At 65.4% G+C, this 12,998-nt stretch carries 14 protein-coding genes and 1 pseudogene; 6 read left to right on the top strand and 9 right to left on the bottom strand.

The annotated features are described in order from the left end of the window. Positions 1-133: 133 nt before the first annotated feature. From ACPXCB_RS20075 to ACPXCB_RS20060, 4 genes are all read right to left on the bottom strand, one after another. On the bottom strand, positions 134-1,060 hold the full coding sequence (locus ACPXCB_RS20075; RefSeq protein ID WP_425877161.1) for an IS3 family transposase: 927 nt from the start codon (positions 1,058-1,060) through the stop codon (positions 134-136). Further along, entirely contained in the window at positions 1,057-1,416 is a 360-nt protein-coding gene (locus ACPXCB_RS20070) for a transposase (RefSeq protein ID WP_425877160.1), read from the bottom strand. The genes ACPXCB_RS20075 and ACPXCB_RS20070 overlap by 4 nt, the downstream gene beginning before the upstream one ends. A gap of 138 nt (positions 1,417-1,554) precedes the next feature. Continuing rightward, complete coding sequence (locus ACPXCB_RS20065; RefSeq protein WP_425877159.1) at positions 1,555-2,046, bottom strand: hypothetical protein; 492 nt, start codon at positions 2,044-2,046, stop codon at positions 1,555-1,557. Between the two features lie 572 nt (positions 2,047-2,618). Further along, positions 2,619-2,927, bottom strand: coding sequence for a hypothetical protein (locus ACPXCB_RS20060; protein WP_425877158.1), 309 nt, complete (start codon positions 2,925-2,927; stop codon positions 2,619-2,621). A 908-nt stretch (positions 2,928-3,835) separates the two neighbouring features. Between ACPXCB_RS20060 and ACPXCB_RS20055 the strand changes: the two are divergent. Further along, positions 3,836-3,992 (top strand): annotated as a pseudogene (locus tag ACPXCB_RS20055) (IS5/IS1182 family transposase); the annotation flags it as partial. A 101-nt stretch (positions 3,993-4,093) separates the two neighbouring features. Here the strand turns inward: ACPXCB_RS20055 and ACPXCB_RS20050 are convergent. Further along, complete coding sequence (locus ACPXCB_RS20050) at positions 4,094-4,498, bottom strand: hypothetical protein (RefSeq protein WP_425877157.1); 405 nt, start codon at positions 4,496-4,498, stop codon at positions 4,094-4,096. Between the two features lie 46 nt (positions 4,499-4,544). Next, a complete protein-coding gene (locus ACPXCB_RS20045; RefSeq protein WP_425877156.1) occupies positions 4,545-5,555 on the bottom strand; it encodes a polymorphic toxin-type HINT domain-containing protein in 1,011 nt (336 codons plus the stop codon). 15 nt (positions 5,556-5,570) lie between these two features. Between ACPXCB_RS20045 and ACPXCB_RS20040 the strand changes: the two genes are divergently transcribed. Both ACPXCB_RS20040 and ACPXCB_RS20035 read left to right on the top strand, forming a co-directional pair. After that, complete coding sequence (locus ACPXCB_RS20040) at positions 5,571-6,413, top strand: IS5 family transposase (protein ID WP_425877155.1); 843 nt, start codon at positions 5,571-5,573, stop codon at positions 6,411-6,413. After that, positions 6,410-6,829, top strand: a complete 420-nt coding sequence (locus tag ACPXCB_RS20035) for a hypothetical protein (RefSeq protein ID WP_425877154.1) — start codon at positions 6,410-6,412, stop codon at positions 6,827-6,829. The genes ACPXCB_RS20040 and ACPXCB_RS20035 overlap by 4 nt, the downstream gene beginning before the upstream one ends. Positions 6,830-7,041: 212 nt before the next feature. On the opposite strand, the gene uppS is transcribed toward ACPXCB_RS20035, so the two are convergent. Beyond that, positions 7,042-7,812 (bottom strand): polyprenyl diphosphate synthase, encoded by a 771-nt coding sequence (uppS, locus tag ACPXCB_RS20030; RefSeq protein WP_425877153.1) that lies wholly within the window; start codon positions 7,810-7,812, stop codon positions 7,042-7,044. Between the two features lie 595 nt (positions 7,813-8,407). Between uppS and ACPXCB_RS20025 the strand changes: the two genes are divergently transcribed. The 3 genes from ACPXCB_RS20025 to ACPXCB_RS20015 all read left to right on the top strand — a co-directional run bounded on the left by ACPXCB_RS20025 (position 8,408) and on the right by ACPXCB_RS20015 (position 10,675). Further along, positions 8,408-9,013 carry a class I SAM-dependent methyltransferase gene (locus tag ACPXCB_RS20025; protein WP_425877152.1) on the top strand — a complete coding sequence of 202 codons (606 nt, stop codon included), beginning with the start codon at positions 8,408-8,410 and terminating at the stop codon, positions 9,011-9,013. Between the two features lie 658 nt (positions 9,014-9,671). After that, positions 9,672-10,022, top strand: coding sequence for a hypothetical protein (locus tag ACPXCB_RS20020; RefSeq protein ID WP_425877151.1), 351 nt, complete (start codon positions 9,672-9,674; stop codon positions 10,020-10,022). Next, a complete protein-coding gene (locus tag ACPXCB_RS20015; protein WP_425877150.1) occupies positions 10,022-10,675 on the top strand; it encodes a nucleotidyl transferase AbiEii/AbiGii toxin family protein in 654 nt (217 codons plus the stop codon). Before ACPXCB_RS20020 ends, ACPXCB_RS20015 begins: the two co-directional genes overlap by 1 nt. 197 nt (positions 10,676-10,872) lie before the next feature. Here ACPXCB_RS20015 and ACPXCB_RS20010 read toward each other — a convergent pair whose 3' ends face one another. Next, positions 10,873-11,118: a helix-turn-helix domain-containing protein gene (locus ACPXCB_RS20010; RefSeq protein WP_350821602.1), complete on the bottom strand. Its 246-nt coding sequence runs from the start codon at positions 11,116-11,118 to the stop codon at positions 10,873-10,875. A gap of 238 nt (positions 11,119-11,356) precedes the next feature. Beyond that, entirely contained in the window at positions 11,357-12,505 is a 1,149-nt protein-coding gene (locus tag ACPXCB_RS20005) for a tyrosine-type recombinase/integrase (RefSeq protein WP_425877149.1), read from the bottom strand. Between the last annotated feature and the right edge of the window lie 493 nt (positions 12,506-12,998).

Here is a 12,998-nt window from a genome sequence, read left to right as displayed (position 1 = left end):
CCGACCCCGATCGCCGCATAGCATCAGACCGGATCCCGCGATGGCCGTCTCTTACACCACCAGCGCGGACGTGACCGTGGTCGAACGCCCAGCCGTCCCAGACTGAGTTCCCCCCGCTTTGATGGAGCGGTGGTTACCTGCTGCCGGCTGGCGCAGGGGTGGCGATAGTTGGTTCGGCTGGTTGCGTCTGGCGGCTGTGCCAGGAGGTCTCGTACTCGTTCGGGCTGAGGTAGCCCAACTCTTTCTGGATGCGGCGGGTGTTGTACCAGCCGTCGATGTAGGCGAAGATCGCGTTCTCGGCCTCGTCACGGGTCCGCCATGAGGTGCGGTAGACGAGTTCGATCTTCAGGGTTGACCAGAAGTTCTCCATGAGGGCGTTGTCGTAGCTGTCGCCGACGGAGCCCATCGAGGGCAGGATTCCGTTGTCCTGCAAGCGTTCCGCGAAGCGGAACGACGTGTAGTTCGACCCGCGGTCGCTGTGGTGGATCAACTGGCCGTCGCGGACGTCGCGGGACCAGATGCCGTATTCGAGGGCGGCGAGGATCAGGTCGGTGTCGCAGCGGTCGGAGGTCTTCCACCCGACGATCCGGCGGGAGAACGCGTCGCGGACCGCGGCGAGCCAGAACACGCCCTCGCCGCACGGGATGCGGGTGGCGTCGGCAACCCAGAGCCGGTTCGGCCCGTCGGCGGTGAACTGCCGATTCACCAAATCCGGCGCCGGCGTGTGCCGTGGATCCTGCTTCGTGGAGCCGCCGCGCCAGCCGCGACGCAGGAACGCCCCCTGCCAGCCCTGCTCGGCCATCAGCCGCTCGACGCGTTTGCGGCCCACGCGGATGCCGTCGCGGCGTAGCTGCCGGTGGACCCGGTCCGCGCCGTAGGTACGCCCCGATGTCTCCCAGATCTCGTGGATGTTGGAGATCAGCCCCAGGTCGACCACGTCCCGGTCGCAGGGCTGCTCGGCCTGCTTGACCCACGCGTAGTAGGTCGAGGCGCCGATGTTGAGGACCCGTAGCAGGAGCGCGACCGCGAACTGGTCACGGTGTTCGTGGATGAACCTCATGACCGTCGCCGGGTCGGGTCGAGCTCCGCCGCGAAATACGCGCTCGCGGCCTTCAAGATCTCGTTCGCCCGCCGCAGCTCCGCCACTTCTCTGCGCAGCCGGCGGTTCTCCTCCGCCACCTCGCTGCTCGGTCGATCGGTGCGCTCGCCCGCGTCAGCCTCGGCCTGACGGATCCAGTTCCTGAGCGCCTCGTGATGAACACCGAGTTGCTCGGCCAAGCGCCGGATCACCGGCTTCGGGTCCGACTCGCGGTACAAGCGCACAGCGCGCTGACGTAGCTCATCGGGGTACTTCTTCGGTGCTGCCAGGGACGACTTCCTCCCCACGGCCATCAGACCATGATCAAGAAGCTCCATGAAAGCGGGGGTGGCTCACTCATCGGTAAGCCTGCTGCCGTGACACGAACCAGCGCCCGCCACCGAGCCAGCCGCTCGCTCCGCTAGACCCAGCCCACCGGGGCCGCAGATGAAGCCAGCCAACAGACTTCCGGGACCTCAGTCAGTTGCAGTCTTTCGACCCCAGGAAGCCTGGACGGCCATGGCCACCAACTCGGACTGAGAGCGTTGCAGTACGGCTACGGCCGCACCTGAGAGACCGGCCTCCGCACATCGAGCAAGAATCGCTTCCACGGCACTCAGCCAGGAAGCAACGACTTGCGCCAGCGGCACCTCTCCCACCCACTCGCTTACCGGCTCGCCAGTTCCGTCACAATTTGCCTCGATATACAAGCTCGGGGCCGAGGCAGGCAAAAGCCGGTAGTAGACGTAATACGGCCCATCGAAAAAGTAGGCGAACCCCTCACCCTCTCCACTTAACGTCTCGCGTAGAGCCGTAACCGTTGAACTGACTACGGAAGCGATGAAGTCGGACCAAGCATCACCAGGAAAGGACCGGCCAGGGAAGCGGATCCATAGCCGTCCGACAAGGGGAGCGTCGTCACCCGTCAACACTTCGATGTCCCGCAGGTCCACCCGGACGTCATACATCTACACCTACCGTAGAGGTGCGGGGGCAACGACAGCGCGAGGGTACAGGATGCCCAAGCAGCCGCCGCCGCAGAGGTAACAGGGGGTCACTTCGCTTCAACGGTCTCCGGTGGAGCTGCCAAACAGGGCTAAGCACCGCTCGGCCTTGCTTGACCGTCGGTCAAGGAGCGCTACTTGCAGCCAACTTGACTGATCTTGGTCCCCAGAGCGCCAAAGAGGGCACATCCATCGATCGGATGCACCCTCTGACCTGCGTCGGGACGGCCGGATTCGAACCGACGACCCCTTGACCCCCAGTTTTACAACGATTCTGTCACGCGATACCGGAACAGCTCGATACATCCGCATACCCGGACAGAACGACAGTACGCATCACGTCTCAATGCCATCTCATGCCGGCCGTTCCTCCCCTGGCGGGCCGTCGCCGTTACCGGATCCGTTACGGCGGACGGTCAAAGACCCACCCTGCCGCCCTGTCCAGGCTGCACTGTTGAAGAGAAACACTGCTTGTAGCGCGTCCTAGGATAGAGCTTGTTAGGCTCAGCCGGGCGCTCTTTGCGATCAACATGCTCTCAATAGCTGCGGCCGAGTTGGCCTTGGTGTTGCCGCCCGCCGAGCCCTGGCATGCTAACCGCGGCGCTGCCGCCAGCTTCCTGGACGACGCGGGTTCCTCGTCGTCGTCCTGCTCGGGGCCGACCAGCGCCACGGCCGCCACAAGTCCGGTCCGCACGGCAGTTAGGCGTGACGAGCATCAGCTGCGCCAGCGACTCCTCGATCGTGACCCCCTCCCCCCGCAGGGCCGATTCCCGGTACGCGTCGGCGATGAGCGCGAACAGCGCCGCCTCGGCGACCCAGTCCTCGACGCCGAAGTCGAGGTCCACCACCACGAACCTCGCGCCGGGCCGAGGCCGACCCACGGCTCGTCCTTGACGTAGTGCAGGATGCCGAGGCACACCCACGGATTCACCAGCCGATACCAGTACCTCGGCGTCGACTTGGCCAAGTGCTGCCAGCGCGACGTATCCAACTGCCGTAGGAATTCATGTCGGAGGGGCGACACGATCCCTTGCCCCACTACCGATGATGAATGGCAAGACCTTGAAGCTCACGCAGGCCTATGCTACGCACGTCGGCGCACCCATCAGGCCAGGCAGCGCGTCCACGGTAGCCACTCGCCTCCATCACCTACATCCATCAAGCAAGCAAGCACAGATTAGTCGCCAAGAATCCATAGAAAGGGTCTGCTGCACCAGCAGGTGACAGGTGTAGTCACGCGGCCTGACTGGCCGGTGGGTGCATGATGGTCTGGAATTCGACGGGGGCCAACCGGGACAGTGACCGCTGCCGTCGGCGGCGGTGACTTGGAGGACGTTAAGGATCGTATCTCCAATTGGATCAATACGACCGAGGATCGTGAAGCGTCCGGGGTCGACATCCTGCATTAGCGGATTTAGATTTCCGAGCGAAATCAAGGGTGCCAACGCCTTGCCACCCTCATCCCTCATCTACGCCTTGAGTGTCATGTTCAGTATCCTCGGATATAACTGAGCCTTTTCCAACCTGATCTTGCAGGTCAGGGACGGTGTGCGCAGCCCGGGGATCGATGAGGGCGAGGCTCCAGGTAAGACAGCAAATCGACCAAAACCCGATGCCCCAACACGGGAGCCTCGCCTGTGCTGTCTTACCCGTCCACGATCTCGTTGTCCAGCCGGACCCTGATCCAGCTCGCTGACCGTATCCGCAGCCACCGCAACCAGCGTCGATCCAGATGGCGGCGCCTCGACGCGCGGCTGGCCGCCTCGTCTGGGCTTCGCCGGCGCTGCCCGGCTCGGTCCACGACCTGAGCGCAGCCCGGACCCACGGCATCATCGAGGCGCTGACCGGTGCAGAGGTGATGACCTTCGCTGATAAGGGTTTATAAAGGTGCCCGCGGCAGCGTGCGCACTGATGCTTTCGCTCGACGGCAACCCTGACGGCAACGTCCACGATTCAGCACAGGCAACAACACCGGTGCCGCTACGCACAGTAACGCGGCACCAGTGGAAGCTCAGCCTGTCACCAGCTTGGAGCGGGCCGTTGCGTAGCCGTCAGAATTCACCGGGACAATCTCTGAGATTCGATCGAAGAAACATCGGCCAGCCGCATTGAAGACCTCGTCAAACTCAGCTCTGTTGACGCTGACCCGACGCACGTGCTCTCCCACAGTGGACGAGATAAGAACACGGGAACCCCGCCCCGAGAACTCTATCCGAATCGGCTGATCCGGATAGTAAGTGCTCGCGGCGCCATCCGCCCGAAGCCGCTCCAAAGCATCCGCCAGATAGGACCAAAGTTGATCAACATAGTCCCATTCCCGCTGACCAACAACCTCCACGCCATTCGCAACGATCTCGATCGCGCCCTCGATATAGTCGGGGTCTGCTGGACGATCCCCATATGAATCGACATGCACGAACGATCCGTCAGGGAGCCTGATAAAAGAGTTAACAGTCAACATCTCAGTTACCCGGCAATGGATAGAACTGGCCCACGCGACCATTGTTGACACCGAGTACGTAATTCACGCCGTTCACATTTCCTTGGACCTGATACATGCCTCGTCCTCCACGCCGTGCCAGTGTATCCCGGTTCTGCCGCATAACCGAGCCGATCGCACCCTGCACATCCTCCACAGACATGGAGCGGTCGAAGAAACTCTGCTGCGCCTTCACTGAGCCATCCCAGTGGGCAGGATGATGCCGCGTCAGGATGTGTTCCATACCCTTCTTGTCAAGCAATAATTGCTGGTTGCCGAACTGGAATCGCTCACTCTGCCAGTTACGTAGCGCAGGGATGCAGCCGCCCGTGTTGTGCACGAGGACCGGGGTGTTGCCGGCGAGCACATAGTACGTGTGAGTCCGGTCGACCGTCAGGTTGTATGCCGGCCCGACGAAGACCGAGCCTTTCGAGAGCCCTTGAGTCTGAACACTCTTCCCTGAGGGGGTTAGGAGAAGTTCGTCACGCTCGAGCTGATCAGCCCGCTTCCATTGTCGGTCTGTGACACTCCAGTAAGGGTGATCCTCGGTGGTAGCAAGACGGCCGTCGCCCACCCGCAGGGTGTTAAGGGCGTCTTCGTGTACCCAGACATGCGAAACCGCTTCTTCGCTTACTCCGCCCGTTTCGGGGTCGCCGGCAGTGACTCGATCTCCCACCTTCAGCTCATCAATGGGTTTGGTGCTGCCGTCGGCGAGAAGGACGCGGGTGTCGCCGCTGAAGCTGCAGAGTCGTCCGGCAACGACGCTGTAGCCGGTGAGGGCGCCGGTGCCCGCGGCGCCGAGCCAGCTGCCGGTTGCGGCGAATTCGCCTGCGCCGGCGGCGGCACCGGTGGCGAATCGGCCCGTTGGGGATACGGCGAACCTGCTCAGGGCGGGCCCGACGGCTCTGAGAGGGTGGTTCGGTAGCCTTTGCCCATTGTGGGCTTGGCTCAGTGTGTGAATGCGAGCGATGGTCGTAACCGGTGAGGTCTCCATCGCGTTGGGTCGATCATGGGCGAGCGTGCGGCGTACCCGAGTGACCTGACCGACGAACAGTGGGCGGTGGTCGGACCGTTCCTGCAGGCGTGGAAGGACCGGCATCCGTCGGTGTCGGGGCATCAGGGCCGCTACGAGTTGCGGGAGATCGTGAATTCGATCTTCTACCAGAACCGGACCGGTTGTCAGTGGGCGTACCTGCCGCACGACCTGCCACCGAAGTCGGCCACCTACTACTACTTCGCCCTGTGGCGCGATGACGGCACCGACCAGGTGATTCATGATCTGTTGCGCTGCCAGGCGAGGGAACGGGCCGGCCGGCGGGAGGACCCGACCGCGGTGGTGCTGGACACCCAGTCGATCCGGGCCGCCAACCACGTCCCGGCCGCCACGACCGGCAAGGACGCCGCGAAAAAGGTCCCGGGCCGTAAACGGGGCCTCGCGGTGGACGCCCTGGGGTTGATCATCGCGGTGGTGGTCACCGCCGCGTCGGTCACCGACAACGCGATCGGCGTGCGACTGCTGGACAACGTCGTGGCCCACATCCCGACGGTGACCAAGGCATGGGTCGACGCCGGGTTCAAAGACGACGTGCAGATCCACGGAGCGGTGAACGGTATCGACGTCGAACAGGTCAAGCGCACCGACACGGCCGCCGGTTTCGTGCCGATCGCACGCCGGTGGGTGGTGGAGCAGACCAATGGCACGTTGATGCTGCACCGCCGTCTGGTCCGCGAGTACGAGAGCCGACCCGCCTCGGCGGTGTCACGCACCTGGTGGGCCTCGACGGCGAACCTGGTCCGCCGGTTGACCGGCACCGCCACCGCGTCCTGGCGCGACCCGGGCCACCAGCGGTGACCCGACCGCCGCTGCTGGACCTGCTCACCGAACGCGAGGCCGCCGCCGGCATCACCGCAGAGCGGCTCCGCGAGCAGATCGCCACCCTCACCGACCAGCTCACCGCAGCCGAGACCGAACTGGCCGAACTCGCCATCACCCGCAAGACGCTGCTCAGCCTGACCGGCCACGCCGACCCGGCGGCACCCACAGACGCGACCGTCGCCAGCCCCGCTTACCAGCAGATCCTCGCCGTGTTCCACTGCGCCACCGCACCGATGCGCGCCAAGGACATCTGCCACACCCTCGGCACCGGCACCACCACCAAGGACACCGAGAATCTCCGCGCCAAACTCAAACGCCTCGTCGCCCGCCAGATCCTGACCGAACCCGAGGCCGGCCTGTTCACCCTCGCCTCGCCGCCGCCAGCCGCATAGCCCCACGAGCAGAACCCCTACCCCGCGACCAAACCCACAACGGACATGCCCTTCCGAACCACCCTCTCAGGCGGACGACCTGTGTGGGCGCTCACGTAATTGGCCCAGGGTCGGCTCACGTTACTGATCCGGCCCTGGGCGTGGCTCGGGCTGAGGTGTCTGGCTTGGTGGTGTTGCCCCCTGCGGGAACCGACGGGGCTTGTGGTGCTGCGTCAGGCACCGTACCGGCGATGGCGGGCCGCGTAGGACCGTAGGGCGCGGAGAAAGTCGATTTTCCGGAAGCCGGGCCAGTAGACGTCGGTGAAGTGCAGCTCGGAGTATGCGGCTTGCCAGAGGAGGAACCCTGACATGCGGCGTTCCCCGCTGGTCCGGATGACCAGGTCGGGGTCGGGTTGTCCGCTGGTGTAGAGGTGGGTGGCGATCTGGTCGGCGGTCAGCCGTTGGGCGATGTCGTCGATGGTGTGACCGGCTCGCCCTTGCTCTTCGAGCAGCGATCGGATGGCATTGAGGATCTCTTCACGGCCGTCATAGCCGATCGCGATGTTGAGATGGAAGGCCGTGTTGTTGTCTCGGGTAGCTTCTTCGGCCAGCTTGAGGGCGTGCCTGGTGGAGTCCGGTAGGACGTCGAGCCTGCCGGCCGTGTGGACCTGCCAGATGCTGGACGGCCGGGTCAGGCGTTCAGCGACGACGTCCTCGATCATGCGCAGGAGGTTGTCGACTTCGTCGGAGTCTCGCTTCTGCAGGTTGTCAACGGAGGCGACGAACGCGGTCACATGTTGGATGCCGATTGCTGCGCACCACTGAAGGACCTCGTCGAGGTGCTCTGCCCCGTAGCGGTGGCCGATTTTGGCGTCGGTGAACCCTGCCTGTTGCGCCCATCGGCGGTTGCCGTCCATGACGATCGCGACGTGCCGGGGCAGGCTCCCGCCGGCCAGTTGCGCGTTGAGGCGCCGCGCGTAGAGCGCGTAGGCAGCGTTCTTCACTGTCGTCCACATTCGCGAGATCTAATCATGGCGGAGCTGACAGTCCCGGCGTTTCGCTCGTTCCTTCACAACGACTCTCACAACTGCTCGCCGGCCAGGGCTCGGATGGGTCGGTGCAGCTGCCGGTTCATAAAGAGTCTGGTCGATGGGACTTCGGTGCTGCTGGTGGTTGGTGTCCAGTCATCGATGTCGTCGGGCCAGGGGGCGGGCCGGCCGTCGTCGTTCCAGAAGCCGGGTTCGGTGCCGGTGGCGAAACGGGGCGGCGTTGAGCGCGTCGCGTTCGGCGCGGCTGGGGATGGCGGGGTGGGACGCCGGGTCGGTCATGCTGTGGCCGTTCCAAGTTGCGCTGCCGCTTGTACGACGGGAAGCCGCGTACCGGCTTGACCAGCTCGAACAGCACCCCCGCCGAGTCGATCAAGGAGGTGCGGACCTCCGATCCCTCGGCGCCGACGTAGCCGACCTCGAACTCAGCCGTCAGCGGCCCACCCAGGCCCGGCACCGCGCGCAGCACCCCGGCACCGTACCGGACGTGCCACCTCAACCCGGACGCGTACTGGGTTCGGGGCGGAACGCGGGCAGACTTTAGAGTGGCGCCGTGAGCAACCAGCCGGTCCGCGACGCCTACTCGCACATGTCCGAGCAGTACATCGCCCTGTTCGATGGTGACTGGCAGGCCCACGTGGATGACACGGCCCTTGTCCGAGACCACCTCGTCGGCTTGGACGGCGCCGTGCTCGATCTCGGTTGCGGCCCCGGGCATTGGAGCGCCTACCTGCATTCGCTCGGCGCCAACGTGACCGGCGTCGACTTGGTACCTGAGTTCATCGGCTACGCCCGGACCCACTTTCCCGGGCCGGCGTTCCAGCTCGGATCAATGACGGACCTGGACCTTCCCGACCACTCGGTGGCCGGCATCCTCTCCTGGTACTCGACCATCCACCTACCGCCATCGGAGCTGGATGCGGTACTCGCCGAGTTCCGCCGGATGCTGCCTCCTTCCGGGAACCTGGTGATCGGCTTCTTCGACAGCGACGACGATGTGGCCGCGTTCGACCACAAGGTCCACACGGCATACCGCTGGCCCGTAGACACATTCTCTGCCCGCCTGGCAAAGGCTGGTTTCACCGAACTTCAGCGCTTGCAGCAGCAGTCCCCGGACCGCAAGTACGCGGCCATTGCCGCAACAGTCGCCGCGCCGTAGTGCCCGATCGGCACACAGCTGACTGCCGGTCGAGACCAAGTACACGCACACTCATCGAGAAGCCTGTCAACTCGCCGAGAACCCTCAAACCTCGCTGAGACCGGACAGCACCGTACCGGACGTGCCACCTCAACCCGGACAGTGCCAACCTCGTGCCAAGTCATACCGGACGGTGCCAACCCAACGCGGACGGGACATCTGGGTCCGCAGCGGCCGGCGAACCGGAATGGCCCGCGACAGGGAGCAAGATATGGCCATTGGCCGCCAATCTCGACCGGGCGCGGTCGAGAACACCCGGCGGGGTGGTGGTTGGCCATGTCCAGCCCGACCGGACAGCGCAGCCGTGGCGGGAACGTCGCGTGGTCCTGATCGCACGAGACCATGCCCGGCGACGCGGGGGCCGCGCTGATCGAACGGTCGCGGTGCCACAACAGCGCTGACGTGCGGCAGTTCGCGGCGGGCCGCAGGAGCGTGGGTTGACCGCCTCCTCGCTGCCTATAGCAGAGGCTGCGCGGCCATGATTAGCGAGTCGGCGCCGTGGCGGCGGTCGCGATGCCGACGAGCCGAGGCCGAGCCAATGACCGACCGCCGTTGACGGCGTCCCGGTTGGCATCGGCAGCATCCCGCCTTTACCCGTTCGAGGCGCTACCCTCGACGCATGGGCGCCACTTCGACCCGTTCCGCCCGGCGGTATCTATCCCGGCCGGGTCGATCCGCCGTGGTCGTAGACGATCTTGCCGCCCTGCACGGACCGACCAGCGGTGTCGTGGAGCTGCCACACCGGCTGCTCTGGCGGCCAGACCGCCGCGTCAACCTGGACCAGGATTGGGCGCGCAACGCCCTGTACGAGGTCGTGCTGACTGAAGCGGTGCGGGTTGATGAACTCTGCGCCTGGCTCGACGGTCCGACCCTGGTCCGGGTATGGAACGACCTCTACCTGCCGCGGGGTGTGCGCCACGCGTGGGAGGACCGGCATGCGGTGCTGCGCCAGGTTTCGGCCGCAGCCTGATGCCTCACCCTGACCCAGAGCACGTCGAGGTCGCGCGGGTCGCGCTCTCCGTAGCCAAGCAGCACGGATTTGCCCTCGGCGGTGGACTGGCCTTGCTCCTGCACGGAGTCGTCGACCGGCCGACCGAGGACGTCGACGCCTTCACCGACCGCGCCGACGGAGTCGCCGCAGCGACCGAGGCCGTGGAGACGGCGTTGCTCGAAGCTGGTTTCCAGGTATCACGGGTCGCCGACGACAGCGAGCTGTCGGCAGTGATCTACGGCTTTGACGACCACATGACGGAATGGGAGATTCAACGGGGCAACAAGGTGGTCCGGCTGAGCCTGTCCTGTCAGGCGCGGCTCCATGCTCCGGTGGTGATGGATGTCGGCCCGGTCATGGACCTGGCTGACCTGCTGGCCTGGAAAGTCACCGCGCTCGTGGGACGCGCCCGCGAGCGTGACTACGTCGATGTGGCCGCAGTGCTTGACCAGTACACACCGGCCCAGCTGCTGGCCATGGCCCGCCGCGTTGACCCCGGACTTGAGGCAGAGGACGTTCCAGTGGTGGGTCGGCGCCTGGACAGGATGCCCGACGAGGCATTCGTGCCGTACCAGCTCACTCGCGCCGACGTGGTACAGCTACGGCGACGCTTCGCAGCCTGGCCCCGCTGATCGATCGGGCGCACCGAGCTGCAGGAGTTCATTGGCGCTGTCCCAGCGCTCTGGACCGTAACGACTCACACGGCTGACCGACGGCGCGCCGGCTCACACCGTGCGCGCCGTCGGTCCTTCTGTTTTGTCGGCGCACCAGCCCGGTCGGTCCCGGGCTTCCCTGTCTCAGGCTCTGAGCCTGGCTAGCGGCAGGTCCGCTACTCGATGGCAAGCAGCTTGAGGATCGCCGGTACGGGCACGAGGTACCGCCGGCCGACGCGCAGAAGGCGTACCGGGAATTCGTTGGTCCTGGCCAGCTCGTAGGCCTTGGTACGTCCGATTCCCAGGATCGCTCCAGCGGTCTCCACGTCGGTGGTGACGCCGAGCTCCCGCACCGCCTCGATCGTCCAGACCTGGTTCAGCGCCTGGCCCGGCTTGCGTCCGCCAGTTGTGGTCGTTGACATTGTCCGCCGCCCTCCCCTGAGGTCGTGAGTACGCCGATACCGGCGTCAGCCCTCACGATGCGATCATCCGGTTACTCGGCGCGTTGCCGAGTGAGAGCAACCGTCACGGGTAACGGCAACGGCCACAGCCGCTGGCTACCGTGCCGATGCCCGAGCTGACGGTCGGACATCGGGCTCCCTCACCGGCAACCTCCGCAGCCAGAAGTACTGCGGTCGGGCGTGACCCAGCGTTTTCGGTCTAGCTATTCCGCGGCGACCAGGTCGCTGCGTCGCCGAGTACTGCCTCCATGAGCTCCGCGGCCTTCCGTTCGCTCTCCGGCAGCACGTGGGTGTAGACCTCACGCGTCGTCCGGCTGTCAGCGTGACCAAGCCGCCGCTGCATCACGTGCTCGGGAACACCGGCGTCAGCGCCGGTGGTAGCGGAGGTGTGCCGCGCGTCGTGCAACGCGATCACGGGCACCCCAGCATCCGCGCACGCCTTCGCCCACTGGTCGGTGAAGTACTTCGGGTAGTACGGCTCCCCGTCCTCGCGGCAGAACAGGTAACCACCGTCGTGATACAGGACGCCGGCGTCGGCCTTCTCCACGGCCTGACGCTCCCGGTGGGCGAGCAGTTCCGCTACCAGGGCCGGCCCGAGCGCTACCGCCCGCTTGCTCTTGCCCTTGGGCGCCTTCTCCACCACCCCGTTGCTGGTCGTGGTGCGTTGCCAGTGCAACAGCAGCACGCCCCGATCGAGATCGACGCGCGGCCACTTGAGGCCGGCCAGCTCCCCTCGCCTGGCACCGACGACGATCGCCAGCACCCATGCGGCACGCAGTCGGTGGTCGGCGTGGTACTTGAGGAACTTCGCCGACTGCGCCGGCGTCCACACGCCCTTGCGTCCCATCGTCTCCCGCTCGACCTGCCGGGGCTGCCGCACGCCCTCGACGTTGACCCCGAGGTCGCCCAGGGCCTTCATCAGGATCCGGTGCACGATGCGGACAGTGGTCGGCGACAGCGGCCCACCATTCTTGCCGCCGCACTTCAGCAGCTTCTTGTAGAGGTCATGAAGGACACGCTTGTCGAGAGCGTAGAGCTGCCGACCGCCGATGTGCGGGACCACGTAGCAGCGGATGACGTCCCGGTAGTTGCTGAGCGTCGTCTCCTGGACGTCCAACTCACGCTCGTTGAGCCAGCTCTCCAGCTCGGCGGCGACGCTGCCGTCGGCGCCAAGGTCCGCTCCGCCGTAGGCGACGCGTGCCTCGTCCTCCGCCTTCAGGGCAGCGGTCTGATTGGGGAACCCCTGCCGCTTGTGCTGGCGGCGACGACCATCCGCGTCAGGCGGGAGGTCGATGATGAAGAACCAGCGGGTCTGGCCGTTGGCGAGGCGGTAGTTGTAGACAGCCACGGGGCTGCACCTCCGCAGTAACGGGATCGGGGGATGCAACCCACGTTAAGCGATCTCCGTTACCGCCAGCGTTACCGCAAGATCACACATGATCTTCTATATCCGCTGGTGAATACCAGTCGGGACGGCCGGATTCGAACCGACGACCCCTTGTTACCGAACGTAGCCACCGCAACCTTGTCATCGGTTGTCAGATATGAGCGATGAACTGCACAGATGCAATCAGGCAGCGATCGTCGATTCTCACTGATTGTCAACTATGAGCGGGGGTTTTCGGGGGGTAAACGGGGGCCGGCGGGGCATCACCAGGCCCACCGCGTCCCGGCCCCCCATCAGCAGCGCACCCGTCACAGTCTGGGGCGTACACCCGGTCGCCGTGGTCGCGGCCGTCGGGAACGGCGCACCCCACCCATCGCGACACGCTGACCGCAGGCATGGGGTTCGTGCCGGTGGGGCGACGGCATCCGGGCATCCATGGTCGTCATCAGAGATG

Origin of the sequence: Micromonospora sp. DT62 (assembly GCF_049847285.1) — a bacterium.
GTDB lineage: Bacteria > Actinomycetota > Actinomycetes > Mycobacteriales > Micromonosporaceae > Micromonospora > Micromonospora reichwaldensis.
The sequence above is the reverse complement of the archived record's forward strand: the minus strand, read 5'-3'. Positions and strand labels throughout refer to the sequence as shown.

Coding starts and splice junctions, on each gene's coding strand:
- ACPXCB_RS20070 (WP_425877160.1), bottom strand. CDS start 1,416: ATGGAGCTTCTTGATCATGGTCTGATGGCCGTGGGGAGGAAGTCGTCC.
- ACPXCB_RS20010 (WP_350821602.1), bottom strand. CDS start 11,118: ATGTCAACGACCACAACTGGCGGACGCAAGCCGGGCCAGGCGCTGAAC.
- ACPXCB_RS20040 (WP_425877155.1), top strand. CDS start 5,571: ATGGGCGAGCGTGCGGCGTACCCGAGTGACCTGACCGACGAACAGTGG.
- ACPXCB_RS20020 (WP_425877151.1), top strand. CDS start 9,672: ATGGGCGCCACTTCGACCCGTTCCGCCCGGCGGTATCTATCCCGGCCG.
- ACPXCB_RS20045 (WP_425877156.1), bottom strand. CDS start 5,555: ATGGAGACCTCACCGGTTACGACCATCGCTCGCATTCACACACTGAGC.
- ACPXCB_RS20075 (WP_425877161.1), bottom strand. CDS start 1,060: ATGAGGTTCATCCACGAACACCGTGACCAGTTCGCGGTCGCGCTCCTG.
- ACPXCB_RS20065 (WP_425877159.1), bottom strand. CDS start 2,046: ATGTATGACGTCCGGGTGGACCTGCGGGACATCGAAGTGTTGACGGGT.
- ACPXCB_RS20015 (WP_425877150.1), top strand. CDS start 10,022: ATGCCTCACCCTGACCCAGAGCACGTCGAGGTCGCGCGGGTCGCGCTC.